This is a genomic window from Lentzea sp. NEAU-D7, assembly GCF_026242055.1.
In the GTDB taxonomy this organism is placed as follows: Bacteria; Actinomycetota; Actinomycetes; order Mycobacteriales; family Pseudonocardiaceae; genus Lentzea.
On the sequence record NZ_JAPJDL010000022.1, the window covers coordinates 81335 to 107360 of the forward strand.

The 26026-nt window shown below is 67.1% G+C and carries 29 protein-coding genes; 8 read left to right on the forward strand and 21 right to left on the reverse strand.

Annotated elements, in window-relative coordinates; genetic code table 11:
• The first annotated feature begins 12 nt into the window (after positions 1-12).
• Positions 13-429, forward strand: coding sequence for an SWIM zinc finger family protein (locus ORI60_RS34945; protein WP_266042275.1), 417 nt, complete (start codon positions 13-15; stop codon positions 427-429).
• Here the strand turns inward: ORI60_RS34945 and ORI60_RS34950 are convergent.
• The 6 genes from ORI60_RS34950 to ORI60_RS34975 are packed head-to-tail and all read right to left on the reverse strand — an operon-like array spanning position 418 to position 5385.
• A complete protein-coding gene (locus tag ORI60_RS34950) occupies positions 418-942 on the reverse strand; it encodes a hypothetical protein (protein ID WP_266042276.1) in 525 nt (174 codons plus the stop codon). The genes ORI60_RS34945 and ORI60_RS34950 overlap by 12 nt on opposite strands.
• A gap of 58 nt (positions 943-1000) precedes the next feature.
• A complete protein-coding gene (locus tag ORI60_RS34955; RefSeq protein ID WP_266042277.1) occupies positions 1001-1501 on the reverse strand; it encodes a GNAT family N-acetyltransferase in 501 nt (166 codons plus the stop codon).
• On the reverse strand, positions 1494-3617 hold the full coding sequence (ligA, locus tag ORI60_RS34960) for an NAD-dependent DNA ligase LigA (RefSeq protein ID WP_266042278.1): 2124 nt from the start codon (positions 3615-3617) through the stop codon (positions 1494-1496). Before ligA ends, ORI60_RS34955 begins: the two co-directional genes overlap by 8 nt.
• A 33-nt stretch (positions 3618-3650) precedes the next feature.
• Positions 3651-4304 (reverse strand): hypothetical protein, encoded by a 654-nt coding sequence (locus ORI60_RS34965; RefSeq protein WP_266042279.1) that lies wholly within the window; start codon positions 4302-4304, stop codon positions 3651-3653.
• A gap of 5 nt (positions 4305-4309) precedes the next feature.
• Positions 4310-4867, reverse strand: a complete 558-nt coding sequence (locus ORI60_RS34970; protein WP_266042280.1) for a YdeI/OmpD-associated family protein — start codon at positions 4865-4867, stop codon at positions 4310-4312.
• A complete protein-coding gene (locus ORI60_RS34975) occupies positions 4864-5385 on the reverse strand; it encodes a hypothetical protein (protein ID WP_266042281.1) in 522 nt (173 codons plus the stop codon). Before ORI60_RS34975 ends, ORI60_RS34970 begins: the two co-directional genes overlap by 4 nt.
• Positions 5386-5449: 64 nt before the next feature.
• On the opposite strand from ORI60_RS34975, the gene ORI60_RS34980 reads away from it, so the two are divergent.
• Complete coding sequence (locus ORI60_RS34980; protein ID WP_266042356.1) at positions 5450-5929, forward strand: GNAT family N-acetyltransferase; 480 nt, start codon at positions 5450-5452, stop codon at positions 5927-5929.
• Here ORI60_RS34980 and ORI60_RS34985 read toward each other — a convergent pair.
• From ORI60_RS34985 to ORI60_RS34995, 3 genes are all read right to left on the reverse strand, one after another.
• Entirely contained in the window at positions 5916-6923 is a 1008-nt protein-coding gene (locus ORI60_RS34985; RefSeq protein ID WP_266042282.1) for a hypothetical protein, read from the reverse strand. The genes ORI60_RS34980 and ORI60_RS34985 overlap by 14 nt on opposite strands.
• A 241-nt stretch (positions 6924-7164) precedes the next feature.
• Complete coding sequence (locus ORI60_RS34990) at positions 7165-9018, reverse strand: glycoside hydrolase family 9 protein (protein WP_266042283.1); 1854 nt, start codon at positions 9016-9018, stop codon at positions 7165-7167.
• A 92-nt stretch (positions 9019-9110) separates the two neighbouring features.
• Positions 9111-10160, reverse strand: coding sequence for a methionine synthase (locus ORI60_RS34995; protein WP_266042284.1), 1050 nt, complete (start codon positions 10158-10160; stop codon positions 9111-9113).
• 140 nt (positions 10161-10300) lie between these two features.
• Between ORI60_RS34995 and ORI60_RS35000 the strand changes: the two genes are divergently transcribed.
• On the forward strand, positions 10301-11629 hold the full coding sequence (locus ORI60_RS35000) for a cellulose binding domain-containing protein (RefSeq protein ID WP_266042285.1): 1329 nt from the start codon (positions 10301-10303) through the stop codon (positions 11627-11629).
• 39 nt (positions 11630-11668) lie between these two features.
• On the opposite strand, the gene ORI60_RS35005 is transcribed toward ORI60_RS35000, so the two are convergent.
• The 8 genes from ORI60_RS35005 to ORI60_RS35040 form a co-directional block, all read right to left on the reverse strand.
• Positions 11669-12970, reverse strand: a complete 1302-nt coding sequence (locus tag ORI60_RS35005) for a tyrosine-type recombinase/integrase (protein WP_266042286.1) — start codon at positions 12968-12970, stop codon at positions 11669-11671.
• Between the two features lie 23 nt (positions 12971-12993).
• Complete coding sequence (locus ORI60_RS35010; RefSeq protein WP_266042287.1) at positions 12994-13191, reverse strand: helix-turn-helix transcriptional regulator; 198 nt, start codon at positions 13189-13191, stop codon at positions 12994-12996.
• A gap of 23 nt (positions 13192-13214) precedes the next feature.
• Entirely contained in the window at positions 13215-14843 is a 1629-nt protein-coding gene (locus ORI60_RS35015) for a replication initiator (RefSeq protein WP_266042288.1), read from the reverse strand.
• 86 nt (positions 14844-14929) lie between these two features.
• Complete coding sequence (locus ORI60_RS35020) at positions 14930-16411, reverse strand: FtsK/SpoIIIE domain-containing protein (protein WP_266042289.1); 1482 nt, start codon at positions 16409-16411, stop codon at positions 14930-14932.
• A gap of 410 nt (positions 16412-16821) precedes the next feature.
• The gene (locus ORI60_RS35025; RefSeq protein ID WP_266042290.1) at positions 16822-17085 is read right to left on the reverse strand and encodes a hypothetical protein; all 264 of its coding nucleotides are present in this window, start codon (positions 17083-17085) and stop codon (positions 16822-16824) included.
• Positions 17082-17348, reverse strand: coding sequence for an AMED_5909 family protein (locus ORI60_RS35030; RefSeq protein ID WP_266042291.1), 267 nt, complete (start codon positions 17346-17348; stop codon positions 17082-17084). The genes ORI60_RS35025 and ORI60_RS35030 overlap by 4 nt, the downstream gene beginning before the upstream one ends.
• A complete protein-coding gene (locus tag ORI60_RS35035; RefSeq protein WP_266042292.1) occupies positions 17345-17650 on the reverse strand; it encodes a hypothetical protein in 306 nt (101 codons plus the stop codon). Before ORI60_RS35035 ends, ORI60_RS35030 begins: the two co-directional genes overlap by 4 nt.
• Positions 17651-17653: 3 nt before the next feature.
• Positions 17654-18076 carry a hypothetical protein gene (locus tag ORI60_RS35040; RefSeq protein ID WP_266042293.1) on the reverse strand — a complete coding sequence of 141 codons (423 nt, stop codon included), beginning with the start codon at positions 18074-18076 and terminating at the stop codon, positions 17654-17656.
• Between the two features lie 194 nt (positions 18077-18270).
• On the opposite strand from ORI60_RS35040, the gene ORI60_RS35045 reads away from it, so the two are divergent.
• Both ORI60_RS35045 and ORI60_RS35050 read left to right on the forward strand, forming a co-directional pair.
• Positions 18271-19155 carry a DUF5919 domain-containing protein gene (locus ORI60_RS35045; protein ID WP_266042294.1) on the forward strand — a complete coding sequence of 295 codons (885 nt, stop codon included), beginning with the start codon at positions 18271-18273 and terminating at the stop codon, positions 19153-19155.
• The gene (locus ORI60_RS35050) at positions 19155-19949 is read left to right on the forward strand and encodes an inositol monophosphatase family protein (RefSeq protein WP_266042295.1); all 795 of its coding nucleotides are present in this window, start codon (positions 19155-19157) and stop codon (positions 19947-19949) included. The genes ORI60_RS35045 and ORI60_RS35050 overlap by 1 nt, the downstream gene beginning before the upstream one ends.
• A gap of 175 nt (positions 19950-20124) precedes the next feature.
• Here ORI60_RS35050 and ORI60_RS35055 read toward each other — a convergent pair whose 3' ends face one another.
• Together ORI60_RS35055 and ORI60_RS35060 are read right to left on the reverse strand one after the other, a co-directional pair.
• Entirely contained in the window at positions 20125-20613 is a 489-nt protein-coding gene (locus tag ORI60_RS35055) for a hypothetical protein (protein WP_266042296.1), read from the reverse strand.
• Positions 20600-21322 (reverse strand): hypothetical protein, encoded by a 723-nt coding sequence (locus ORI60_RS35060; protein ID WP_266042297.1) that lies wholly within the window; start codon positions 21320-21322, stop codon positions 20600-20602. The genes ORI60_RS35055 and ORI60_RS35060 overlap by 14 nt, the downstream gene beginning before the upstream one ends.
• A gap of 1285 nt (positions 21323-22607) precedes the next feature.
• Here ORI60_RS35060 and paaI point away from each other — a divergent pair.
• Complete coding sequence (gene paaI / locus ORI60_RS35065) at positions 22608-22994, forward strand: hydroxyphenylacetyl-CoA thioesterase PaaI (RefSeq protein ID WP_266042298.1); 387 nt, start codon at positions 22608-22610, stop codon at positions 22992-22994.
• Here the strand turns inward: paaI and ORI60_RS35070 are convergent.
• Positions 22933-23373, reverse strand: a complete 441-nt coding sequence (locus tag ORI60_RS35070) for a hypothetical protein (protein ID WP_266042299.1) — start codon at positions 23371-23373, stop codon at positions 22933-22935. The two genes, paaI and ORI60_RS35070, sit on opposite strands and share 62 nt — an antisense overlap.
• Positions 23370-24512, reverse strand: a complete 1143-nt coding sequence (locus ORI60_RS35075; protein ID WP_266042300.1) for a hypothetical protein — start codon at positions 24510-24512, stop codon at positions 23370-23372. The genes ORI60_RS35070 and ORI60_RS35075 overlap by 4 nt, the downstream gene beginning before the upstream one ends.
• Positions 24513-24548: 36 nt before the next feature.
• On the opposite strand from ORI60_RS35075, the gene ORI60_RS35080 reads away from it, so the two are divergent.
• Positions 24549-25052, forward strand: coding sequence for a DUF6584 family protein (locus tag ORI60_RS35080; protein WP_266042301.1), 504 nt, complete (start codon positions 24549-24551; stop codon positions 25050-25052).
• On the forward strand, positions 25049-25900 hold the full coding sequence (locus tag ORI60_RS35085) for a serine/threonine dehydratase (protein WP_266042302.1): 852 nt from the start codon (positions 25049-25051) through the stop codon (positions 25898-25900). Before ORI60_RS35080 ends, ORI60_RS35085 begins: the two co-directional genes overlap by 4 nt.
• Positions 25901-26026 lie beyond the last annotated feature (126 nt).

The following is a 26026-nucleotide window of genomic DNA, read 5'->3' on the forward strand; positions in this document are numbered from 1 at the left end:
TGGATGACCCCCGTGTCGACGACCCTCACCACCGAGCTGCTGCTGCACCGCGCGGGTACCAAGTCGTACTGGCGCGGTCTGACCTACCGCGAAGCGGTGCTGTCCCTGCGGGTGCACAGCCGTCACGTGGCGGCGCGGGTGCGGGGTGGTGACGAGGACGCGTACGCGGTGGAACTGTCGTGGTCGGGGACTCATCTGATGGGGGCGTGCAGCTGTCCGCACGGGTCGGAGGGGTTCTTCTGCAAGCATTGCGTGGCTGTCGGGCTGGTGTTGCTCGACCGGGGCGAGACGGTGCCGCCGCCGGACGCCGAGGACGTCGAGCTCAAGGACGTGCTGAGAACGCTCCCGCCCGAGGTGCTGCGGGAACTGCTGTACGAGCAGGCCGCGGGTGACCCCGAGCTGCGGGCGCGGATCATGTCATCGCTCTGAGTGGATGCCGCAGAACTGCGTTTCCGGCGGAATCTTGCACACGGAGCCCGGTGGGTGCATCGCGGCCGCCAGCGCCCAACCGGCGGGCGTGCGGTCGAAGATCAGGACGTGACCCGTGGCGAAGGTGCTGTGCGTGACGCCGGCGGGCTTGCCGAAGTGGAGTTCGGTCACCTCCCGGACGTGGACGACGGCGCTGCCGTCCTGGGCCACCACGATCCGGTCCGGCTCGGTGCGGACCTTCGCGTGCGAGTAGCCGCCGAGCGCGGACGCGCTGTACCGCGCACGACGGTCGGCCAGCTTGGTCTCGTCGACCCGCAACCGGGTGGCGAACGCCTCGGTCGTGGGCACGCCGAAGCCCGGCGCCTGCGGACGGGTGGTGATCTTGTCGGCCCGGCGTTCGAGGTAGAGCTGGGTCAGGTCGGCCAGCTGCCGGTGATCGTCGGCCGGCAGGTGTGCCGGTGCCGCCGAGGCGGCCGCCACCAGCACCGGCGCGAGCAGGACGGCCGATCTCATTCGCGAACCCCCATCCGCGCCGACTGTCCTGTGGACGCACGGCCTCCGGCGGGGTTGCTCAGAGGGGTGTTCCGCACGCGTACGCCACCAGGTTCACGCCCGGCACCGGCGTCCAGTCGCGCTCCGGTAAGCGCGTGAACCCCAGCCGCTCGTACAACCGGTGCGCCGCCACCATCTTCTCCGACGACGACAGGACGACGTGGGTCGCGCCCGCCGCCTGCGCCTTGGCGAACACGGCCCGCACCAGGGCCTCGCCGACGCCGCGGCCGCGGGCCGCCGCCGACACCGCCAGCATGCGGAACTCCAGCTCGCCCGGCCGGGAGATCTCCGCGTAGGGCGTGCCGGGGCGCACCACCGTCACTGATCCCAGGACCGTGCCCGACTCGTCCTGGGCGACGAGCAGCTCGGCGTCGCGGAAGCGCGACTCGGCGTCCGAGAGGACGCTCGCGTAGTTGTCGTGGGCGTCCACGAAGCCGTCGGCGACGTAGGCCTCGACCGTGATGGAGCCGACCGCCGGCAGGTCGGCCTCCGTCGCCGGGCGGATGATCAGGTCAGCCATCTGCGCCTTCTTCCACTGAGCCGTCTTCGACCGGGAGGGCCACCTCCCGCGCCGCGTCGGGGCCCTGCTCCAGCAGAACGCGGAAGCCTGCCTCGTCGAGGACCGGCACCTTCAGCGAGACGGCCTTGTCGTACTTGGATCCTGGCGAGTCGCCGACCACCACGAAAGCGGTTTTCTTGGAGACCGAGCCCGCCGCCTTGCCGCCGCGGGCGAGGATCGACTCCTTGGCCGAGTCGCGCGAGTACTCCGCCAGCGAGCCGGTGACCACGATGGACAGGCCTTCGAGGTTGCGTTCGATGGACGCGTCGCGCTCGTCCTCCATCCGCACGCCGGCGGCCCGCCAGCGCTCGACGACGTGCTGGCGCCACTCCGTCTCCCGCCACTCGACCACGGCCGTGGCGATGGTCTGGCCCACGCCCTCGGCACCGGCCAGCGCCTCCTCGGGAGCCTCGATGATCGCGTCCATCGAGCCGAACTGCTGGGCCAGCGCGCGGGCGGCCGTCGGCCCGACGTGACGGATCGACAGCGCGACCAGCACCCTCCACAGAGGACGCTGCTTCGCGGCCTCCAGGTTGTCGATCAGCTTCAGCGCGTTCGCGGACAGTTCGCCGTTCTTCGTCGTGAAGCGCTCGACCTGCCGCAACGCCTCCGCGTCGAGGTCGAACAGGTCGGCCTCGTTGGTGTAGATCGTGGACTCGGTGATCGCCGCGGCCGCCTCGTAGCCGAGCACCTCGATGTCGAGCGCGGCGCGGGAGGCGAGGTACGCCAGGCGTTCGCGCAGCTGACCGGGGCACGTCTCCGCGTTGGGGCAGCGGATGTCGACGTCGCCCTCCTTCATCGGGCGCAGGACGGAGTTGCACTCGGGACACCTCGCCGGCATCTCGAACTCGCGCGCGTCGGCCGGGCGCGCGGCCAGCACCGGGCCGAGCACCTCGGGGATCACGTCGCCCGCCTTGCGGATGACGATGCGGTCGCCGATCAGCACGCCCTTGCGCTTGACCTCCGACCCGTTGTGCAGGGTGGCCCGCGCGACCGTGGAACCGGCCACCTTCACCGGTTCCATCACCGCGAACGGCGTCACCCGGCCGGTGCGGCCCACCTGGACCTGGATGTCGAGCAGGGTGGTGGTGGCCTCCTCCGGCGGGTACTTGTACGCGATGGCCCACCTCGGGGCGCGCGACGTCGTGCCCAGGCGCCGTTGCAGCGACACCTCGTCGACCTTGACCACCAGCCCGTCGATCTCGTGGACCGCGTCGTGCCGGTGCTCGCCCCAGTACTCGACCTTCTTGCGGACGTCCGCCGGGTCGGTGAGCACCTCGGTGTGAGAGGAGACCGGCAGGCCCCACGCCTTGAGCGCCTCGTAGGCGAGCGACTGGCGGGCGACCTCGAAGCCCTGGGACCTGCCGATGCCGTGGCAGATCATCCGCAGCTTGCGCGAGGCGGTGACTTTCGGGTCCTTCTGCCGCAACGACCCGGCGGCGGTGTTGCGCGGGTTCGCGAACGGCGGCTTGCCCTGCTCGACCAGCGAGGCGTTGAGCGCCAGGAAGTCCTCGACCGCGAAGAAGACCTCGCCGCGCACCTCGACCAGGTCGGGCACCGGGTACTCGGCGGACCCCTTCAGCACCACGGGGACGTCCGCGATCGTGCGGACGTTCAGCGTCACGTCCTCGCCCGTGCGGCCGTCGCCACGCGTGAGCGCCCGCGTCAGCCGGCCCTTCTCGTAGAGGAGGTTGATCGCGAGGCCGTCGATCTTCAGCTCGCACAGGAAGTGCGTGCCGGAGCCGATCTCCTTCTGGACCCGCTCGAACCAGGCCGTCAGCTCGTCCTGGGCGAAGACGTTGTCGAGGCTGAGCATGCGCTCCAGGTGGTCGACCGCCTTGAACTCCGTCGAGAACGTGCCGCCGACGAGCTGCGTCGGCGACTCGGGCGTGGCGAGGCCGGGGTGCTCGGCCTCGAGCGCCTCCAGCTGCTTGAGCATCGCGTCGAACTCACCATCGGTGACGATCGGGTCGTCCAGCACGTAGTAGCGGAACTGGTGCGAGCGCACCTCTTCCGCGAGCACGGCATGCCGCTCGCGCACCTCTGCGGGGACGTCTTCAAGGCTCTCGCTGGTCACGTGCCACAGCTTAGTGACCAGGTCCGACAGTTTTCAGCGCTCCGCCTGCCCGGCGAGTTCGCGCACCAGGGAACGCAGCTCCAGCAGGCTGATCGTGCCCTGCGGTTCCAGCTCCGCGGTCTCCACGCGCCGCAGCCGCTCCCCTGCCAGCCGCTCGCCCAGAGTGACGTCCAGGGGCAGGAACGTCATGGTCTGGCGGTGCTGGTCGCTCAGGCCGGCCAGCGCCGGGTGGTAGACCGCGACGTCCACGACGTCACCGTCCACCTGGGCCACCACGCGGTAGTCGCCCAGCCGCATCCTGACCTGGCCGAGGTTCACGACCACCTCGGTCGGGTCGGGCACCGGCGGCACGGAGTCGTGGAACTCCCACACCATGTCCGACGGCGGCGCGGCGTTGATCCACGCGTCGGTGTACGGGCGCAGCCTCGGGTCCTCCTGACCGGTGATCACCAGCGCGTACATGGCCATGTGGCCCTGTTCGAGCGAGAACACCAGGTCCGGGTGCAACGCGCTCACCAGGTCCTCGAGCTCGTCCTCGACGCGGTGCGGCTCGCCGTCGCCGAGCGCCGCGCTGACCACGGGGACCAGCTCGAACCACCGTTCCCAGAAGCGTTGTGCCGCTTCCTCGGCGTTCGGCAGGTGGGCCGGGGCGACGTCCTCGGCTTTGCGGCGGCGGAACCACTTCATGATTCTCAAGGGTAGAGCTTTCGTCCGTCCGCCAGCATTTCCACGAACTGGGCGATGCGCCGCTGCCGCGTCTCCGGCCTCTTCGCGTCGTGGATCCGCACCAGCACGGCGTACCTGTTCTGGCTGTTGAGCGTCTTGAAGAACTCGGCGGCCTTCGGGTTGGCCTCCAGCGCCTCGGTGAGGTCGTCCGGCACCTCGATCGTCGCCGGTCCCGCGTAGGCGGCCTCCCAGCGGCCGTCCGCTTTGGCCTTCTCGACCTCGGCCATGCCCGCCGGCAGCATCTTGCCCGCGGCGATCAGTTCCTCGACCTTGCCGCAGTTGCGCTTGGACCACTTGCTGCGCGCCGTGCGCGGCGTCCAGCGCTGCGAGTAGTAGGTCTCGTCGATGGACCGCACGAGCCCATCGATCCACCCGTGGCACAGGGCGACGTCCAGCGCCTCGCCGTAGGTGATCGTCCTGATCCCCGACCCCTTCTTGGCGTACTTGATCCACAGCTCGGTCTCGCTCGCGCCGTTCTCGTGCAGCCAGGCGTCGAACTCGGCCGGACCCTCGAAGACGATCAACGCACCCTCCTCAGGCAGAGCGTCATCTCCTCATAGGGAACACCGAGTTCGGCCTCTTCGGGGCAACTTCCGGCAGCAACGTCGACGACCTGCACGTTCACCCGCGGCGCCGCGCAGTCGAACTTGGACACGACGGACCTCTGCAGGTCGTCGGTGTCGAGCTCGAAGCAGTCGCCGGGCTCGGCGTTGGGCAGCAGGCACAGCGCCGCGTTGTGCCTGGTGTCGCGCAACACCTTGTAGTCGCCGCGCGGGCACTTGCCGCTCGTCTCGGTCAGGACGGTCCCGACCTTCAGCGCGGCGCGGCCGCCTCGGCAGTCGACGACCGTGAGGCCCTGGTCGTTCTCACCGGGACCGCTGAACTTCACGCAGATGCCCTTTTCCGCCTTGGAGTAGTCGGTGAGGAACATCGACTCCGGCGCCGACTGCGCGGGTTCGTCGGTTCCGCTGAACGCCCACCACACGCCGAGATAGGCCAGCACGGCAAGTACGCACACCATCACGGTCCGTCTCACGACCACGCTGCGGATTATGGAGGCGAAAATCGAGTGGCGCGCGATGGCGCAGTTGGCCACAGTGCGGCTCATGCTGATCCGGCGGGAGACACCCGCAGACATCGACGCCATCCGCACCGTCACGAACCTCGCGTTCAAGAACGGGCCGGAGGCTCCGCTGATCGACTGGTTGCGCGCGGACGAGGGCTGGATCCCGGAGTTCTCACTGGTGGAGGACGAGGTTCGCGGCCACGTCGTGTGCACGCGCGGGTACGTCGGCGAGGTGCCCGCTCTCGGACTCGGGCCGATCGCCGTGCATCCCTCGCACCAACGCGCCGGCATCGGGTCGGCGTTGATGCACGCGGTTCTCGGCGCGGCCGAGGCGCGCGGCGAGCGCGCGGTCATCCTGTTGGGTGACCCGAACTACTACTCGCGGTTCGGCTTCAGGCTCGCTTCGGAGTTCGGGATCACGCCGCCGGACCCCGAGTGGGGGCCGTACTTCCAGGCCCGGCTCTTCGCGGAGGTGCCCGCAGGCCCGTTCCGGTACGCGGAGCCGTTCAACCGGCTTTGAGCACGTCGCCTTCGGCCGTGCGCGCGTAGACGGTGCCGTCGGGCTGTGCGGACACGGTGTCGATGAAACGGGCTTCGCCCCACGGTTCCCATGCGGTGGTGAGGCGGTGCGGGCGTCCGCCGATCAGGGTGTGGACGCCGACCGTCCCGTCTGGACGGAGAACCGCTTCGGGTGAGGCTTCGAGGAACCGGGCGATCTCACGCCACGCCCCGGCGGCGCCGGCCATCAACCTGTCGCCGGACCTGACGTACACGGTCACGGACCCGTCCGGAAGAACCACGGCGGACGGCTTGCCCGCCGCGAATCCGGCCGGGCTCACCGCCTGCCAGCTCGGAATCGATCCGGACTGGCGGGCCCCCTGGGGGGATCCGGCCCCCATCCCAATCGTCCCAGGCAGGTCTGACAGTTTCGCGACGCTGCCGTCGGCCAGCACCGCGTACAGGTCCACCGTTCCGTCGGGACGAGCCACCGCTTCAGGATCACCTGCCACACCCGAGGCCACCGTGCGCACGGCACCGCCCGTCAGCGCCCTGACCTCGCCGCGAGCCGTGCGTGCGTACACGGAACGCCCGGCCACCGACGGCCGTCCGACGAAGTCGCCCGAGGTGCTCAGCCGCGAGCGGTCGGCCCAGACGTCGCCGTCCGCCACCACGTGGACGACGCCGCCGACGACCTCGGGACCGCCCTGCCACGCCTGCCGCAGCATCGACGCGGCACGCGCCTCCGCCTGGTCGTACCGCTCCGGGCAGCACGACCGCTGCACCGCGTCGGCGAGCAGCCCCGCGGAGAGCTCCGGCCGGTCCACGCGCATCGCGTACTCGAAGAACCGCCGCGACGCGTAGGACACGTCCATGATCTTCTCGGGCGTCCCCCACCCCATCGAAGGCCGCTGCTGGAACACGCCCAGCGAGTCGCGGTCACCGCACGCCAGGTTGTTCATGTGCGACTCGACCCACCCGGCCTCGAATCCGGCGAGCATCACCTTGTCGCTCACGCGCAGAGAAAGACCAACGGCGTGGGGGGGGGGGGGGGGGGGGGGGGGGGGGGGGCCGCGCGCCCCCCCCCCCCCCCCCCCGCGCCCCCCCGCCCCCCCCCCCCCCCCCCCCCCACGCCGGGAACTCGGCACCTCACGTCCGACGGCAAGGCATGTGCCGTGCCGGACATGAGCAACACGAAGACCAGCGCGAGCCTGAGCACAAGTCCGAATTGGACACCCGGGCCCGCACCGGCGCCACTCAGGAGTGGGCGATCAGCGAGAAGCCGAGCACACCCGTCGCCGTGAAGTCGATGGCCGGCTCCGAGCTCGGCCACGAGCGCAGGTCGTCGGCGAACACGGACTTCGCGGAGTTGAACTCGACGGTGTACGGCTTGGTGCAGTCGACGGAACCCGGCGGCATCTCACCGAGGTCACCGAACAGCGAGGCGTCGTTCGGACCGTTGATCACGGCGCCGACCAGCACCTTCGAGCCACCGTTCGTCGAGCCGGAGAGGTTCGCCGCCTGGTGGTGCGGGCACTCGGGGAACTTGGTGCCGACGCCGACGATCAGCGAGGTGCCCCAGGCGTTGGTGCCGAGGGCGAAGCCGCGCTGCTGCGTGCCGAAGGTCTCGTAGGTCCTGTCACCGGTGAGCTTCTGGTACAGCGCGGCGGTGGTGATGTAGCCGAACGTGCGCGAGCCGACGTCCCAGGTCTCGACGTTGGCGGCGGTGCGGAACGGCGACGTCCTGGCCGCGTCCGCGCCCTTCTGCAGCTGGCGCTGGATGTCGCCGATGACCTGCTTCTCGGTCACCTCGGCGCCCGGGATGCCCTTCTTCAGCAGCTTCGCGAGGTCGGCGTGGCCGAGCGCGGAGATGTTGTAGACGTTGAGCGTGTCCGGGTCCTGCGTCGCGAGGAACTCCTTGGCCCAGTGCGCGGCCGCGCGGGCGAACTGGCCGTAACGCTTGTCGTGCAACGCCTTGGCGGCCAGCGCGAGCTGCGTCGCGCCGAACTCCATGTCGTCGGTCCACGACTCCTCGGGGTAGTACGCGTGCGGGAACGCCGTCACGAGCTCGCCGACGTTCTCGGTCTTGGCCAGCGCGAAGAGCTGCGCGGCCTTGTCCAGGTACGCGCGGGCCGCGCGCGGGTTGCGGTCGGCCTCGATCTGCGCGGCCAGCGCGAACGACCCGGCCACGCGGCCGACCAGGTTGGGGCTGATCTTCTCGCCGGCGGCGTTCGCGCGGAAGACGGGGCGGTACTTGATGAAGTACTCGCTGTCGCCCGGCTTGACGTTCAGCTTGTCGTCCGCCTCGGGCAGGCGCCACACGTCGTGGTCGCCGACGAAGGCGAACTCCTCGGAGCCGGTGCCGATGCCGACCTGCGCGTAGAGCGTGCCGGTCTTCTCGTCGAACGCCTTGTCGAGCCACTTGAGGCCGAACTTCGCCTCGTCGTAGAGCGCGGCGTCGTGCTTGTTGCGCAACGCCAGCAGCATCGACGCGGTCGAGTACGACGAGGCGTGCGTGAACTTCACGAAGTCGCCGGCGTCGAACCAGCCGCCTTCGAGGTCGACCTTGTCGCCCGTGGGCTTGAGCGGCGCCGCGATCTGGTCGCCGCCCTCGCCCGCGAACACCGGCGCCTCGTAGACGAGCGCCTCGCGGTCGGTGAGGTGCGCGGGCTTGCGGTTCAGCCTGCCCGGGATCACGTCGGCGCCGTCGCGCTGCGCCTGGAAGAACTCGACGGTGTTGTGCGCGACCGGCGCGAACAGCCTCTTCAGCGAGTCGACCTTGAACGCCGGAGAGGTCGTGGTGCCGACCTTGATCCGGTACGTCCCGGACCTCCTCAGCGAGGAGAAGTCGATCGGGTGCACCGCGGGGAACGTGTCGCTCCACGAGCCCGTCGACGCACCCGTCCTGCCGGTCAGCACGGTCCGGCCGCGGCTGTCCACGACGGAGAACCTGGTGTTCGCGGCGCCTCCGAGCACGTAGGCGTGCTTCTGCTCGGAGGTACCGAATCCGACCTGGTCCAGCCGGATCTGACCGGTGGGAGCGGCCTGTGCAGGCGCCACGACCACACCTGTGAGCACTGCGGCGACGAGGGCCGCACGTCTGATGCGCATGAGAGGAACTCCCGGTCCAGGCCTCGGCGTTCGGCCTTCGGTTAAGAAAGTTTCCTAATAGTTCGCAGCAGACTAGCCCCACAAACCGGACATCACCAGCCCTCGGGCGGCTCCGAAAACGACAGGGAGAGGTCCCGCGTCAGCGAGAGCGCGCGCTTGACCCAAGTGGACGACGCACCGGCTAGTCCGCAGGTCGGAGTCGGCAGCGCCTGCTCGGCGAGGATCGACCGCGGGAAGCCGAGGCGGTCGACCAGGGTGAACGCCCGCTGCCCGACGTCCTTGAGGGCGACCGGCGCGCCGGGGTCCGTGCTCGGCACCAGCCCGAGCGCCAGCGTCGTGCCCGCCTCCCACGTCTCGCCGATCTCGTCGAGCGCCTCTGCCCCCTTGATCAAGGTCGCGTCGAACGAGATCGCCGTCGCGCCCGCTTCGCGGAGCAACGTCAGCGGCGGGTGCGGCGCGCAGCAGTGCACCACCACCTCGTGGTCCTTCAACGCGTCGATGACGGTGGCGAGCACCGCACGGGCGTCCGGGCCCGGAACGGCGGCCACGGTGCCGAGCTGGGACGGCGTCGGCAGCAGGCCCTGCAGAACGGCGGGCAGACCCGGTTCGTCGAGCTGCACCACGACCTTCGCCTTGGTGCGCTTGGCGACCTCCGCCGCGTGCTGCTTGAGGCCCTCGGCAAGGGACGCGGCGAACTCCTTCACGGCACCAGGGTCAGTCAGCACCCGATGGCCGCGCATCAGTTCGATGTTCGACATCAGCGTCCACGGCCCGGCGGCCTGCACCTTGACCGTCTCCGGCCGCGCTCCCGCCCGTTCCAGAGCCTCGTCGAACGCGTCCAGGTCGCCCCGCAGCAGGTCGACGGCGCGGCGGTGGTCACGGCCGGCGCGCGGGGTGACGCGGTAGCCGGACGTGATGACCTCGATCGCGAGGTCGACCAGCAGGCCGGCGGTGCGGCCGATCATGTCCGCGCCGACTCCCCGGCCAGGCAGCTCCGGGACGTGCGGCAGCTCAGGCAGCTCTCCTACGACGACACGCGCCGCCTCGTCGATGTCGGTTCCGGGCAGCGATCCGATTCCAGTTGCTCCACGCACCCCCGGAATTGTTCCACTGTCCGACAGACAGAAGAGGTCTAGACCCATTGACGCTATGGTCTAGGCCACTTACCGTGATCGAGCAGGCGCTGAACGTACGGGCGCCTCCCTGCACGTGGTGCAGGACCGCGACGCGCCCCGTGGTCCTGCACCGCTCCCTTCCTCCCCTGCCGGAAGGACCACACCCGATGGCCCGCTTCGCCGTTCTCGCCGCCGGGGCCGCCACCGCACTGGTGGCCGGACTCGTCGCCATAGCCCCCACCGCCTCGGCCGCCGGCGAGTCCGCCGCGTTCAGCCAGGACTCGTCCTGGGGCTCCGGCTACCAGGGCAAGTTCACGGTCAGCGCCGGCTCCACCGCGTTGTCCGGGTGGAAACTGGAGTTCGACCTCGCCGGCGCGTCCGTCGGCTCCTACTGGGACGCCACGCTGACCAGCAGCGGCAACCACCACACGTTCACCAACCGCGAGTACAACGGCACCGTCGCGGCAGGTGCGTCGACCAGCTTCGGCTTCCTGGTGAACGGCTCCGCGCTGCCGACGAACTGCAAGCTCAACGGCGTTCCGTGCGGCGGTGGCGGTGGCACGACGACCACCACGACGACCACGACCGGGCCGACCACCACCACGACGTCCGATGTGCCGCCGACGCCCGGCAGCGCGCGCGTCGCCCCGTACATCGACATCACGATGCCGACGCCATCGCTCATGGACGTGGCCAACGCGACCGGCCAGAAGCACTTCACGCTCGCGTTCGCCCTCGGTTCCTCAAGCGGCTGTGCACCGGCGTGGGGCGGCACGGTCCCGTTGAACGACAGCCGCATCGTGAACGACGCCAGGGCCCTGAAGGCCCAGGGCGGCAGCGTCATCGTCGCGACCGGCGGCGCCATGGGCCCGTACCTGGAGCACGTCTGCTCGACCGCGGACTCCCTGTACAACGCCTACGTGGCCGTGCTGGACGCCGTGGGCTCGAACAGCATCGACGTGGACGTGGAAGCCACCATCCCGCAGGCCGTCGTGAACACGGCGCTGAAGAGGCTGCAGGACACCCGCGGCACCACCGTCAGCTACACGATGCGCATCCAGGGCCAGGACTACGGCATGGACCCGTACTCGGTGGACGTCCTGAAGGACGCGGCCGCGAAGGGCGTCAACGTCCTCGTGAACCCGATGCTGATGAACTTCGGCTACACGGGCAACTGGGGCGACGCGATGGTCAACGCAGCGAACGCCACCCTCGGGCAGATGCGCGCCATCTGGCCGTCGAAGTCCGACGCGCAGTTGAAGGCACTGCTGGGCCTCACGCCGATGATCGGACGCAACGACACAGGCCCGACGACGACCCAGGACGACGCGCGCAAGGTCCTCGACTACGCGAAGGCCAACCACGTCGGGCGGGTCGCGTTCTGGTCGGCGGGCCGCGACAAGGGCTGCCCCGGCGGCGGGGTTTCGCCCACGTGCAGTGGAATCTCGCAGGCCAACTGGGAGTTCACGAACATCTTCAAGGCTTACACAGGCTGACCAGGCAAAACGGTGATCGTTGATCACACCAGGCCGTCATCAGGCCGTCCGGGGTTCTTCTGCCCGCTGCGGGCGGAACACCGAGTCGACAGCCGCCCGAGCCCGCTTGTGGCTCGACGGCATGAGATGGGTGTACGTCCGCAGCGTGAACCCCGGATCGGCGTGACCGAGGTAATCGGCCAGTTCCTTGATCGACACGCCGAGCGCGAGCAGAAGAGACGCGTACAGGTGGCGAAGCGCGTGCGAGCCGTCGACCTTCGCCGTGTAGACCAGGCCCGCCCGCTTGAAGGCCGGTTTCCACACGACCTCGTGAAACGCCTGCCCGGAGTAGAGCCTGCCAGTCGAGTTCACCGCGATGAGCAGACGAACCGTGACCGGCCGCCCGCCAGGCTCCTTCCACGGCAGCGTGACCGAGATCGGCTCGAACTGCTCCTGGTAGGCGTCTACCGCGTCGAGCACTCCTTGCCCCAGCGGGACTACCCGCTCCTTTCCACCCTTCGGTGGCGCGAAGACGAGCTGCTTGCCGATCAACCGGATCTGTCGAACGACGTTCACAACCAGCTCTTCACGGTTGATGTCGTCGGGCGAAAATCCGAGGACCTCTCCCTGCCTCATGCCGACTCCCGCCCCGAGCGTTGCCGCGATCTCGAACCGGGGCGGCAGGGCGAGCTGAATGGCGCGCAACCGCCCCTCTGACCAGGGAACGATCTTCTTTGCGATCCGTTTGGGCTTCTTGACGCTCTGCGCCTTGCACGGGTTGGAGCGAATCTTCTTGTCATCGACGGCCGCACTCATGATCGACGACAGGGTGTCGAAGGAGACAGCTTGAGTCGAGGCTTCGAGGTTCTTCTCGCGCAGCCACTCAAGCCAGTCCCGGACCACTTCCGCGTTGATCGCAGCCAGTGACTTGTGCCCGAAGAACGGGTTCAGCTGATTCCGCAGTCGACCGTTCAAGGTCTGCCGCGTCTTCGCATCCTGTGACTGCCCCTTCAACCAGTTCTCCGCGTAGTCGCGGAACTTGACCTTCCCCGCATCCGCGTCGATGAACACGCCGGCCAGGACGTCGTGCTGCATCTTGGTGAGGAAGTCCTGCGCCTTACCGAGCTGCTTGTCCGGGAAGCTCTTGTTCCGCTCGACGCCGTCAGGGTCGTAGTACCGAACCTTGTAGCGCAGCCCGATCCCATAGAGGTCCGTCTTCTCGCGGACCGGCCTGCCCTTCGCGTTGAGAACGACCTCCCCGGTATCCGGGTCCTTCTTGTCCCGCCACCAACGGTCTTGAATGTGTCCAGCCACGGCAGTTGTGCCTTTCTGATTGAATTGCTGAAAGACCCAGCCGAGCACTTGGTCCCGGCTGGGCGGGTCGATCAGGCTGCTTGTCCGTCCAACCAGTCGCGGACGTCATCCGGGCGGTAGCGAACGTGCTTGCCCATGCGGACAAAGGACGGCCCGGTCCCCTTGTGCCGCCACTGACGGAGCGTGGTCTCCGGAATCCCCAAGAACTCGGCCAGCACCGCAGGAGTCCAGAGGCATTCCATGGTGATGAAGCGTGGTCGATCACTCATGCTGTCCCCCTCCCCGTTGCTGGTCAGGCCGCCTCCCGATGAGTTGCTGAAAGACTCAGCCCCTCATCGGGCGCAGGTCGGGGCAACGCGGCCAGCACCGCTTGGGCCTGGTCGTACTGGGCGCGCCACTTGAGCCGTTGGGCGATCATCTGCATCAGCAGCTCGGTCCGGCTGGGAGCGTGCGGATCACCAAACCGGACCGGAGCCCACATCAGCCGGGTCCGGTCCGTCCCTTCCGGCTTGGCGATCCCGGCAGCCGCCAGAGCCTCACGGACGAACGCGGCCCGGTCGGACTTGTGCTCGGCGAGGGTCTTCCCCGACCAGCGCCGCGACACCAGCACCCGCCGCCCCGGCAACCCGAGCGTTTCGCGGCGGTGTGCCTTGGAGCGGCACCGGCCCGGAGTCATCCGGGAGTGCGTGCCTTTGGGCGCGACCCCGTAGAGCAGCCAGACCGCGCACCGCTCCGAGCACGGCGTGATTGCGAGCTCGGCCGCCAGGCGGTCCGCGTGCTCACTCACCCGCTGCGAGTCGTCCACCGCGACGACCTCAGAGATCGACTTGACCAGGTACTTGGTCAGGTAGCCGATGTGCCGCCCAGCTTCCTCGGTGCCGCCGAGGATGCCCTTGGAGTGCACCTGTGAGCCGAACTCGACCACGTGCGCCGGAGTGTCCAGATCGGTCACCGCGTCCGCCCACGGCATGAGTGAGACGTTGGTGTCGGGGTCCACGAAACCCTTGGCGCGCATGTCCCACACCGGCATCCGGTCACCGCTGTACTTGATCTCGTCGTGGTTGGGCCACCACACCTGGAGGTAGGTCGCCGCCGTCACCTGGCGCACCACCGCGTGCGGGATCGAGCCGCGTACGGCGAAGTGGGCGTGCGGGGTGATGCGCTTCTGGGGCTCGACCGTGCCGAAGTACTGCACGTCCCAGCCCACGACCCGACGCAGGTTCTGCCACCACCGGTCGATCAGCGACGCGAAGTGCACCGCGTCCCGAGCAGCACGGCGGTAGTCGTACGTGCCCAGATCCACGGGCGTGCCGTCCGAGCGCACCTTGCCGTAGGAGTCGAGCGTGAGCGTGACGAACGTCGAGGGCCGGTACTTGCCCGCGAACTCGCGCCCGACCGTCGTCTTGGCGACCTTGCGACGAGGCAGGTTCGGCGAGTCCTGACGCCGCCGAGTCGAGCGGACCGGGGCAGGCGCGGCCGGCCGATCCACGTTGGGGAGGTTGCCGCGGACTCCCTCCCTGCGCAGATCCGCGTCTGCCTCCCGGATCGCTTCTCGCAGGTCCTCGACGTGCTCAAGCGCAGCCTCAGCCTGTGCTCGGCGGTACTCGGCAGTCAGATCCGAGCGGTAGGTGACCAGCTCGACCTGATCACTCGTGGCGGTCTCCCGCTCCGCCACGGGCTCCTGGTCGAGGTGCCAGCCCTCCCTGCACTGAGCCATGCGCGCACGCCGGTTGCGGTCCGCACACGCCGGGCACTTGCTCGCCACGGTCGAGTTGCACCGGACACCGACCATGCGGACCTCACCGGTGTCGAGGTCCACGACCTCCCGCAGCACCGGTCGCACACAGACCCCGTGCTGTTCCGCCGCAGCCTTGACCACGTCGAGGGAGAGCGGCATCCGGGCGCGCTCGGCCGAGGTCATGCCAGCCACGTCCTGAGTGACAGCCGGAACAACAGCCACCCCTACGGCTTCCGCATCGTTCGACATGGTCTCCCTTCGGTTGTCGGTCACGCCGCCTCACCTCCCATCACATCGCCGCCGTCCGGGCGGTTCGGGAACTCGTGCACCGTGGCTTCGGTGATCCCGAAGAACATGGCCAGCTCGACCAGGTCCGCGTCCGTCACGTGGAAGGCACGCGCTCGTTCGGGCATCCCGCGTCCATCGGTCTTCACCCACGCGACACCGGGCGTGTTCTCGCTGATCTCGTGAGCCGCAGCGCCCCGAGCCCGCGCACCCTCACCCAGGACCATGTCCACCTGAGGGGCCTCATCGAGCCGCAGCGCGATCTTGGTCCCGAACAGGTGCCGAAACGCCACGACCTCCTTACGCGGGTCCTGCACCAGTCCCAGGACCGCGTAACCGGGCGCGCGACCCTGTGACGTGATCGTGGAAACAGCCCGGACCGCACGTTCCCTCAGGTTGCGATCTGGTTGGTACGCAACGAGATCCGCCAACTCATCGATGATCAGCAGGGTGAACGGTTCACCCGTGCGACGCGCCCAGATCCGGCGAACGCCCCGGTACTTCGCAGCCCGTTCCTTGACCTCCGCCGCGATCTCTTCCAGCAGCTCGACCGCAGCCGCGCCGTTGTCGAACACGAGCCGCGAGAATGCTTCCTCGCACTGCCCGAGTTCCATCCCGCCTTTGGGGTCGATCCCCACCAGACGGACAGCTCCCGCACGGATGGCCGGGGCGAGGTGCCACACGATCGACCACAGCACCGAGGCCTTGCCCGCGCCCTGGACGCCGACCCCGAGGACCTGGTTACCGAGCAGCTTCAGCCGCCAGGCCCTCCCGGTCTCCAGGATGCCGACGACCACACGCTTGAGGTCGACCGCGTCCGCGTCATTGCACAGCGGAGGCACCGGCACCGGACGGGCCAGCGGATCGGCGTGCACGAAGTCGAGTTCCAGCATCCGAGGCTTGAGCACCCGAACCCGGCACGACCGCGCCCCGAACGAGTGCGCGAGCCCAGCGCGACGAAGCTCCCATTCCTCGTGCGACTGGGCCGGGACCATCCGGACCCGAACACGGTCCCGCCAGCCATCCGAACGAACGCGCCGCAGCTTCGGCAGGTACTCGCGACCCCGCCACTCCTTGGCCAGCTCGGCAAGGCGCACGGTGGTCTTCCAGCGCGGCACGTACACCGAGGCACGACGCCACTCCGTCACGAGCCTCAGCCACACCTGATCACGGAACGAGCCTCGCGACAGACCCCACCAGATCACCAGGCCGGCCGCGACCGCCAGGAGCACCAGGACCAGCGGCCCCCAGCCCAGACGCCACCAGCACACCAGCACCAACGCCGGAGTCAGCGTCACCACCGGATACCGCGCAACCAGAAGCACTAGGCGCACGACGCCTACCAGCAGCAGCCACACCAGCGCCGCGACGGCGGCAATCCATTTCAGCTTTCCCGGAACGAGCGCCCACCACGGCACACGCGGACGCACACCCTCGAACGGGGCCGGATCAACCCACCTACCCATCAGGCCTCACCCCCACACTGCGGGGAGAGTGAGGACATCCACACCAGTGGGGTAGCGGCTCGGCTTGACGCCGCACCCATACAGACAGATACCATTGACACGACTGGAATTCCTTTGCGTAGCAACGAAGACGACAAGAAAGACCAGTCGGCGCGTCGCCATGGAAGCAGACCCAGAACCGCCAAGAACTCGGCTGTTTCCATCGGCGACCACCAACCGGCCGCACACCCGTATTCAGTTGTGCGCCAAGGGCATGCGTCATCAGCACGCGACATGCAGCCACGCGCCGACGACGCAAACCCCTATCTCACAAGGTTTTCCTCAAGTGCCAACCAGATTGCGGGACCTCATGTCTCACGTTCGACGCAGCGCGGCGTCTCGTGGAGGGCGACGACGAGTCTCGATGACCCTCACTCCAGGCTTTCTGACTCTGGTGACCCTGTTGCTCCGAGAAGCATCTCCGACTCGGACAGGTAGAGACGTCCAAGGTCAATGAGCAGCACGCCAAGTTCCTGGAAGTGCCTCGCCCGCTCCGGGTCCGGGACCAGGCTGCACGTGCGCATCGTGTGCTGGGTAAGCAGCTCGCTGAACTGGGGATGCGTCTTCGCGACCTCCCGCGACAACCGCGTCAGCGACGTGCGCAGCAGCTCCTCGGTCAGAATTTCTGCGGTCACGACGAAGTCCCCTCCCGGTGCCCGTCCAACTCGCGCGCGAGCCGATCCTCACGATCCGCCCAGTACAGGGCCTCGTGGTGGTGACCACGGTCCAGGTCAGCCACCCGCCGGTACACCGCCGCGCTCTTCTCGTGGAACCGCCGCAGTCCGGCCAGATCCTTCCTGTCCGGCATCAGCCGGGGCAGTACCTCGTGTGCCTCGCTGAGCGAGACGATCCGCTCAACCTGAGCCCATGTAGCCCCACGACGCTCAACCACGGTCACGTCAACCTCCCTGCGCCGGTTTCGCCGTAGGCGTCGGTGTCGCGGTGCAACAGCCGCTCACGCGTCTCCGCTTGGTGGTCGAACATCTCAGCGGCGTGCAGTGCAGCCGCCTTGGCCCACCAAGGCGTCTCCGCATGACCGGCCAGTTGCCGCCAGGCCCACGCCACCTGCCGATAGGCGGGCGCGATCCGGGCGGCAGCCTCCGGGTCATCAGCACTCGCGTAGCGGTTCGCCTCATCGGCAGCCGTGAACCGCTGGTAAGCCTTCTGCCACTGCTCACCCAACGACTGAAGATCAGCCACGGCTTACGCTGCCTTGGAGGCGTCAGGCGCGGCGTTGCCCTGCGGCTTCACGCCACGGTTCGCCGACTGCGGAGCCAACATCTCATCGGCCCACACCGTGTAGCTCACCCAGCCGTCCCGCACGTACGGCGTGACCTTGAGGCCACGGAACACCGCCGGACGGAACGGGGTGCCGGGCAGCACCTCCGGCGGGACAGGCTGGTACTCCGACGCGATCTTGACGACCTGTCCCGTGTTCTTGCCCTTCGCGGACGGGTCCGTGCCCTGGACCGTCCAGACCGGAAGGCCCGTCAGCTTGTCCACAGCCGGACGCGGCTGCTTGCCCTCCGAGTACTCCGTCGCCCGCTCCACGCTCAACACGAAGAACCCCTGAGGGAACAACTCGTCGAACGTGATCGGGAACCGATGGCCAGCGGGGATACCCACGTGGTTCTCCTTCTGCAGGGCCGCTCAATCGCGGCTCGGTGCCACTTCTCGAACTTGCCTACCTAGATTCGGCACCGATTCGTCCCGTCCGCGTTCCGTCCCTGTCTCGTCTGACGCGCCGAGTACTCAAATAGTCTCGTCTTGGTCTCATGAGGGTGCTACGTTGAGTCGAACGCGCACCACGGGGAGAGGTCATGCCGGCCGAATCGACGCTGTTGAGAGTGCTGCTACGGCAGCGGCACATGCAGGGGTACATGTCATTCCGCAAGGAATACGACCGCGTCGCGAAGCAGCTCGACGGCGACCTCGTAGGCCAGTGGCCGAGCAAAGCGCAGTTCTACCGGTGGATGTCCGGCGACCTGTTGGGCCTGCCGTACGCGGACCACTGCCGCGTTCTGGAGAAGATGTTTCCGGGGTGGACCGCGCACCAGCTCCTGGCACCCCACGAGGGCGACGGCGAAAGCCTCGTGACTCCGCCACAGCGCGCTACCAGCAACGCCCCCGCCCCGCGTCCGGTGCAGTTGCCCCAGCAGGCCCGGCTTGCCGACGTCACCGCTGTGTACGCAACGCGGACCGAGTTCCTGCACAACGTCACTCCGCGGACCTTGTTCGACGGCGCGAAGCAGATCGACATGGCCGGCCTGTCGCTCAACATGCTGTGCCAGCAGTACTCGGACAAGAGCCTGATGGACGCGCTTGAGGACGGCACGACCATCCGTGCGTTATTCCTCGACCCGAACGGCACCTACAGCACGGCCCGAGAGCAGGAGGAGGGCTTGCCCGAGGGGCACCTCAGCACGCTCACGCGCCTGAACATCGAGGCCCTTCGTCGGGTGGGCTCGAAGGCTTCACCGAACGCCAAGGGGTCGCTTGGCATCCGTGTCTATGACGAGCCGATCCGCTACAACATCACGATCGTCGACCAGATCAAGTGTGTGGTGCAACCGTATCTGCCGGACGCACGAGGCGTTGAGTCGCCGACGCTGGTGATCGAAAAGGACCAGACCATGCCCGGTCTCTACACGACGTTCGCCCAAGTTTTCGAGTCCATGTGGGACCGCGCGCGGGAGGTTGCTTGATGTACCAGCTCGACCACTTGGCAGACGTAGCCCGGAAGGCTGTCCGCATCGGTCATGAGCTGATCAAGACGGCCCGCCCGGAGACTGTCACAGAGAAGGCCGACCGCGACACGTTCACCGACGTAGACGTGAGGATCGAACACAAGATCCGCGCGTATCTTGCCCAGGCGACACCCGACATCGGTTTCGTTGGCGAGGAAGAAGGGCGCAGCGCCGCCGCCATTGATAGCGCATATGTGTGGGGCCTCGACCCCATCGACGGCACCGCCAATTTCGTCCATGGCGTGCCGCTGTGTGGCGTTTCGCTGGCACTGATGCAGGGTGACCGTACGATCGCCGCCGCAATTTCGTTGCCGTACTTGGAACTTCACTACTCCGCCGTTGTTGGCGGAGGGGCGTTCGTGAACGGGACGAAGCTCTCAGCTAGCAGAACCAGCGAGCTATCCAAGTCCATTGTGGCGATTGGCGATTACGCGCTTGGAGAAGGTGCGGCAGCGAAGAATAATCAGCGGATCGCGCTCACTGCCGAACTTGCCGCACATGTCGAGCGCATTCGGATGTTCGGGTCTGCCGCTCATGATCTTGTCTGGTTGGCTGAGGGTCGTATTGACGGTGCAATCGTCCTTTCAAACAAGCCGCTTGATATGGCAGCTGGAATTCTTATTGCTCGTGAGTCGGGTGCTGTCGTAATGGACAGCACAGGGGCTCCGCATACAGCTACATCCGCACATACAATTGCCGCCGCTCCAGGTATTGCCGAACCGATTTTGGCGCTTGTGGCGTCGGTGTTATGAAAGCGCTTAGCTGGCTGATGCTTTGTCTGGATATGCAGGATCGACAAGAAGGTCGTACGGGCAATCCCACTACGGCGATGAGTAAATCTAATTAGAGCTGGGGCGCGGAAGCAATCCGATTCTGGATGGACATCTGCGAGGAGATTAGTCCGGTGAGAACAGCGGTTTGGTTCAACTACTCCCGCTCAGCTTCGTTCTTGTCGATAGAGTCAGAGGAGCTTTCTTCTTCGTTCGCGAATTCAATTTCATCGGCGTCGTCGTCATTACCCGTGCGCTCCTTGATCAAGATATCTACGATTTCTCCAACCTGTACGTCGATGATCTTCTTATTATCGTCAGGAATGTTTGAGGCGCGCAACTGGGTTCGCGGAGCTGACGTGTTACTAAAGATTGACTTCACGCTTACTGCTGCCATCAGCGGGTTGAAGTAGTCTGGTTCCGGCGTGGCGGCAAGGGAAAACCTTTCCTGAACGTCAGTAATTTCCATGACACCTTTGCTTACCCTTACTGATCCCAGGTTCTCCTTAGATTCGGGATCCTTCACGCTGATAACTTTCCACAGGTGGACTTTCTGTCCGAGTTCAACGCCGTGAACACTGCCCTTGTTCAAGGCGATCTCGTATCGAGATATAACAGTGGCAATCTTTGCTTCAATCTTCGACATCTTCAGTGCTCTTTTCCGTTACCTTAGGAATTCGGTACCTTGCTGGATCGATTGATCCCCATTCAACGTCGAGAGTGAAGGGTCTCAGCTCGACGGCGCGAGGCGGTTGAAAGTCATGAGTTGCGCGGTTTCGGATGGCGTTCCAGAAGGCGAAGTCGGACGGATCGACACACAGCATATCTGCATGCAGAGTATCTTCGTGCAAGCTTACAACTTGGACGACTCCGATGGATTTATGATCACCGGTTCGCACCATGCAAAGCCTGGTTCCGATGACAGGCTTCCTTGTATGCCACTTTCCGGATAGGAAGATGATGTCATCATCTGACTTCACGCTTACAATTTTAAGATCTGTGGGATAGGCGGCAGCAAGAAGCTGACCCATGGCCTGGAATCTTCCTTCGATGGCGGCGTAGGAAGAGTAATCAGCACTGTTATCAATAACGGATTGATTCAGGCTGACTATCTCTTTCTCTAGCTCTGCGTTGCGCTTCACTAGTTCCGGGTGTTCCCGATAACGATTTGCTGCGTCTAGCGAGCGTGGAAATACCCATTTCACAAGAGTGAATGCAACCGCTGCACCGAGTGTGATCCAGAACCACTTTAGGAGCTGTACGTCCAGCGCGCCAAAGTAGAGGCCCACAACTGCTGCGATCGACAGAAATATTTTTAGGAAATCGGTACTAAAATCACTTAGAAACTTCTTCACATTGCGATCCCTCTCAGGTTGGCACTAGTGGCGGGAGACTGTACCTGATGTCCACGGTGCACTGAGTGATGAGTCCTGTATTCCTCGGCCTAACCAGCATGCAGGCTTGATCGACACATAGTGTGGCGATGTTACTGCTGAATTTAGCTTTATGGGATCAAGGCGCGCCGCCCGCTGGCGGCGCGCGGGCGGACGTCTCGCGCTGACACCGCCTACCGTTGCGCCCGCTCCCCGCATCGGGACACGCCGGGCTCCCGCTTCGCTCCACCCGTCGGCCCCGCGCAGGAGCGCGCGCACGTGGCCGAGTCCGCGCGCCGCCACCAGCGGCCGGAAGACTGGCTGATCCTTGCCTGAAGCTGCTCAGACCTCACCGCGCGGAATTGCCCGCGAACGCGCAGCTCGGACGGTGACTAGTCCCGCCGAGGCCCAGGGATCGTTTAACACCGAGCCGCTGACATCAAGGGCGCCTACGGCGTCGCTACGCGATGGGCCAAGGCCCACCCTTGACCTCAACGTCTCGGCGCTAATTACGGCAAGGGCCGGGGAACCGGGGGCGACAAGCCACCGAGGTTCACCGGAACCGATGTCGACAGGCGGATGGGAGACGGCCATGAAGGCCAGGCGGACGACCAACCCGAACCAGCTAGCCCTGTGGGGCCGCTACGAGCTGGAGGAGTGGGCGATGAAGGGATCGGGCCACTCGACCACCGAGGCCGCCGTGTCGTCCGTTCCAGACGTCAGCATGACCATCGCCGAGCCCATTCGACTCGCGCCCGAGTTCCGCCCCGCCGCCAATCTTGTCCCGAGCTTCAGCGCGGCCGGCCGCTCAACGCACGACGGCCCCTCCGCCCGTCAGCAGGCAGGAGGAGCCACCGTGATCAAGTTTCAGGCCGTCTACAGGCCGTCGGACGTCGAGAAGGGTCGAAACGCAACGGAACGCATCGGAACCTATCCGCGCAGGTCAGAGGCCTCGTGGAGGCATCCCTTCGCAGGTCCCGTTTCCGCAGGTTGGAGTTCACGAACCTGTTCAAGACCTACACGGGCTGATCCGCCCCTGCGGAGCGAAGGCCGTTGCGGGAACTTCCGTTCCTGCAACGGCCTTCATTCATTCGTCCGTGGCTTCTAACAGCCGCTGCAGCACCCGCAGCCCGGACCCGTGCACGAGCCGCAGCAAGAGCATCCAGCCATGATGACCACCTCCGATGTTGAGCGATCAAGCCTGTCGGACAGTAGGGCGGCTCGAACGCTGCGTGACACCACCGCCAGGGTGATTAGGCTGCCACGAATGAATGGTCCTGCCGAGATGCTCGCCGCCGACAAGGCCTCCACCGCACTGGGCATCGAGCCCGTCGAACTGCGCGACGGGTACGCGGCGCTGCGGATGACGGTCACCGAGAACATGATCAACGGCCACGGCATCGCGCACGGCGGCTACGTGTTCCTGCTCGCGGACAGCACGTTCGCCTACGCCTGCAACAGGGCCGGGTCCGTCACCGTCGCCGCCACCGGCGAGATCGACTTCATCCGGCCCGTGCACGAGGGCGACGAGCTGGTGGCGGAGGCGGTGGAACGGACCCGGTTCGGCCGCAGCGGGATCTACGACGTCACGGTCAGGCGAGGGACCGAGATCGTGGCTGAGTTCCGCGGTCGCTCGCGGACCCTTCGCGCCTGAGGCCGAGGAACTGCAGGACCGCGAAGCCCAGCACCGCGAGGCCCTGGACCAGCACCAGCGCGACGCCGATGCCGGTGAGCGGGAACCACCCCAGTTCCGCGGTCAGAATGCTGTCGGCGGCCCAGACCAGGTTGCCGATGATGACCATCAGGACGATTCGGCGGTCAGGGGTGGCGCGCGTTCCCAAGAAGAACACGCCCATTCCGTAGACGACGCAGAAAGAACCGAGCCCGATCTGCCAGCCCACCGGCATTCCGACTTCCGGGCGGATCAGGACGGTCAGCAGCCCCAGCGTGAACGAAGCGACACCGTCGAGTTTCAAGGCGAATTTCAACATGGCCCGACGATCGCCCGGTCGACGCTGCCAAAGCCACGTCAAGTGCTGCCAACTCCTGCCATCAGGTCGGCCGCGACCAGGCGCGCGGCGGCGTTCTGCCAGTTGTGCAGCGTCCGCTCCGGCACCTGTGTCACGAACCACTGCAGGGCGCGGCGGTCCTCCGCGTCGAGGTCCTCGCGCTTGGTCCGGACCGAATACGGCCGGATTCCCTTGACGTAGTAGAAGTACACGGCGTTGTAGTAACGCCATTCATCGCTCGTGCCGAAATCGCCGTCCGAAGGCTTGAGCCGCTGAATGCTCGCGAGCAGCATGCTTTTCAACTGGGCGGCCCGGTCGAGTGGCGGTCCGTCTTCGGTCAGCGCGATCAACGGACTCGCGACGAGCTTTCCGAGGTCGCCGTAGTAGCTGAGCGCCTTGCGGGTCAGGCGGGCGAACTCCGCGGCGTCCTCGGTCACGAGCGGCCGGCGTTTGGGCAACGCCTCGGCGGCGTCGCGGAGCTCGGCGCGTTCCGCCGCCACGGACGGCACGGCGAGACGGTCCACCGCGGACGCGAGCGGGTTCGCGAGCACCTGGACCGCGACCGCCGCCGCCACGGTCGTGAAGACGAGCAGGTCCGGCCCGCCGAAGAAGATCACCTGCGACCCGAACAGGACCGCGGTGAAGGCCGAGATGACCAGCGACCGCAGCATGTCCGCGCGGATCGCCTCGCCCTCCTCGACCGCGTCCGTGGCGGCGACGAGGACCCCGAAGGCCACCACGTCGACCCCGAGCGCCGGCACCGTGATCGCGTCGGGCAGCAGTCCCAGCAGGAACGCACCTGCCGAAATCCCGAACATCACTCCAACGAGTGAAAAGTAAGCACGTTTTCTTATGGCTAGGACCGCGGCCGCGGCCAGCGGGAGCAATACGACCCACGGTACGAAGAACGACGCGGCGAGGAACGGCAGCAGCGCGAGGAGCCACCACCTGATCAACTCGGGACGGGCGAGCAACAGGACCGCACCCGTCCAGGCCAGGGCCGGCACCGCCAGGAGCACGGGATTCGGCGCGACGACTGCGGCCGAACAGCCGATCATGCCGACGCCGGCCCACCACAACAGCGGCTTGCGGGGGTCGCGGGCGAGCAGGTAGAGACCCAGCCACCAGGCGAGGCCGGAGACCAGCAGCGATAGGCCGAACACGGGTCAAAGCTAGCCCCACCTGCAAAACTAATCTTCATGCCGGTAGAGCTGACGCTCCGCAAAGCGGCCGAGGAGTTGCAGAGAGGCGACCTCGCCAGTGTGCTTCGCGCACGTCAGCGCGTCGCCGGGCTCGTGGGCACCTACCCGCAGCGCCTGGACCTGCGGGAACGTCTCGCCGAGGTCTACCGCACACTCGGACAGCCGGCTCAGGCTGGTCGCTGGACCTACCTCTCCGAAGATCGGGATCCCGACGAGCTCCTGGCCTTCGAACGCGCCTACCGCCGCGCGGACGCCCGCTTGGTCGCGCTCTCATGGCAGGGCCGCGTCGACGAGGCGCCGACCGAGACGGCCCGCACGCGCCTCGCGTCGCTCTACCAGGAAGCGCGGGTGGAGCTCCAGCAGGACCTGGACGGCACGCCGAACGAGGAGACGTCCTGGGGCGCCTGCCTGATCGTCATGGCCGGTGGCACGTTCGTCCTGGTGTGTTTCCTGCTGGGCATCGTGACTCTGGTGCAGTTCTTGTGGAAGCTGGTCTCATGAGAACGTTGTCGCAGTACGTCCGCCGCACCCCGATCATGCGCGTGTCAGCCGACGGGCGACCGCTCGTGTTCAAGCTGGAGCACCTGCAGCTCACCGGCTCGTTCAAGCTCCGCGGCGCGGTCAACACCCTGCTTTCGCTGAACGTCTCCGAGGTCGTCACCGCGTCGGGCGGCAACCACGGCATCGCCGTCGCCCAGGCCGCGCAGCTGCTCGGCTCGCACGCCACCGTGTTCGTCCCGGTGACCGCGCCCGAGACCAAGACTCGGCGCATCGAAGCGTTGGGCGCCAAGCTGATCCGCCACGGCACCACCTACGCCGAAGCCGCCGCGGCCGCTCGCGAGCTCGATCTGCCCTACATCGAGGCCTACAACTCGCTGCCCGTCATCGAAGGCCAGTCCACGGTCACGCAGGAGATCGTCGAGGACGCCCCGGACGTCGACACGATCTTCGTCGCGGTCGGCGGCGGCGGACTCGTCGCGGGCGCCGCCCTGGCCTCGGGCGGACGGCACATCGTCGCCGTGGAACCCGAGAACTGCTGCGCCATGCACAACGCGCTGGCCGCCGGCGAACCCGTCGACTCGGTGGTGGACTCCGTCGCCGCGGACGCGCTCGGTGCCACGCGCGCCGGCTCGCTGTCGCTGGAGATCCTGCGGCAGCACCACGTTTCCTCGGCCCTGGTCACCGACGCGGAGATCCTCGCGGCACGGGACCGGCTGTGGGAGGAGTTCCGGATCGCGGTCGAACCGGCGGGCGCGGCGGCGTTCGCGGCGTTCCTCAGGGGCGATGTGTCGAGTGAGCTGCCCTGTGTGCTCCTGTGCGGAGCGAACTCGGAGTGGCGTCCCAGCTAGACCGCCGGAACCGGCGCGCCCCCAGCCGGCGCAACGGCGACACGACCCACACCGGCATGTCGTCGCGACGGGCCTGAGCGCTCAGCTTCCGCCGGTCCGCAGGACTGACGAAGCACCGAAACGCGC

Excerpts from the sequence above, each read along its gene's own strand:
- ORI60_RS34950 (WP_266042276.1), bottom strand. The coding sequence starts at position 942 with ATGAGATCGGCCGTCCTGCTCGCGCCGGTGCTGGTGGCGGCCGCCTCG.
- ORI60_RS34955 (WP_266042277.1), bottom strand. The coding sequence starts at position 1,501 with ATGGCTGACCTGATCATCCGCCCGGCGACGGAGGCCGACCTGCCGGCG.
- ORI60_RS34965 (WP_266042279.1), bottom strand. The coding sequence starts at position 4,304 with ATGAAGTGGTTCCGCCGCCGCAAAGCCGAGGACGTCGCCCCGGCCCAC.
- ORI60_RS34980 (WP_266042356.1), top strand. The coding sequence starts at position 5,450 with ATGCTGATCCGGCGGGAGACACCCGCAGACATCGACGCCATCCGCACC.
- ORI60_RS34990 (WP_266042283.1), bottom strand. The coding sequence starts at position 9,018 with ATGCGCATCAGACGTGCGGCCCTCGTCGCCGCAGTGCTCACAGGTGTG.
- ORI60_RS34995 (WP_266042284.1), bottom strand. The coding sequence starts at position 10,160 with ATGGGTCTAGACCTCTTCTGTCTGTCGGACAGTGGAACAATTCCGGGG.
- ORI60_RS35000 (WP_266042285.1), top strand. The coding sequence starts at position 10,301 with ATGGCCCGCTTCGCCGTTCTCGCCGCCGGGGCCGCCACCGCACTGGTG.
- ORI60_RS35010 (WP_266042287.1), bottom strand. The coding sequence starts at position 13,191 with ATGAGTGATCGACCACGCTTCATCACCATGGAATGCCTCTGGACTCCT.
- ORI60_RS35015 (WP_266042288.1), bottom strand. The coding sequence starts at position 14,843 with ATGACCTCGGCCGAGCGCGCCCGGATGCCGCTCTCCCTCGACGTGGTC.
- ORI60_RS35020 (WP_266042289.1), bottom strand. The coding sequence starts at position 16,411 with ATGGGTAGGTGGGTTGATCCGGCCCCGTTCGAGGGTGTGCGTCCGCGT.
- ORI60_RS35045 (WP_266042294.1), top strand. The coding sequence starts at position 18,271 with ATGCCGGCCGAATCGACGCTGTTGAGAGTGCTGCTACGGCAGCGGCAC.
- ORI60_RS35050 (WP_266042295.1), top strand. The coding sequence starts at position 19,155 with ATGTACCAGCTCGACCACTTGGCAGACGTAGCCCGGAAGGCTGTCCGC.
- ORI60_RS35055 (WP_266042296.1), bottom strand. The coding sequence starts at position 20,613 with ATGTCGAAGATTGAAGCAAAGATTGCCACTGTTATATCTCGATACGAG.
- paaI (WP_266042298.1), top strand. The coding sequence starts at position 22,608 with ATGAATGGTCCTGCCGAGATGCTCGCCGCCGACAAGGCCTCCACCGCA.
- ORI60_RS35080 (WP_266042301.1), top strand. The coding sequence starts at position 24,549 with ATGCCGGTAGAGCTGACGCTCCGCAAAGCGGCCGAGGAGTTGCAGAGA.
- ORI60_RS35085 (WP_266042302.1), top strand. The coding sequence starts at position 25,049 with ATGAGAACGTTGTCGCAGTACGTCCGCCGCACCCCGATCATGCGCGTG.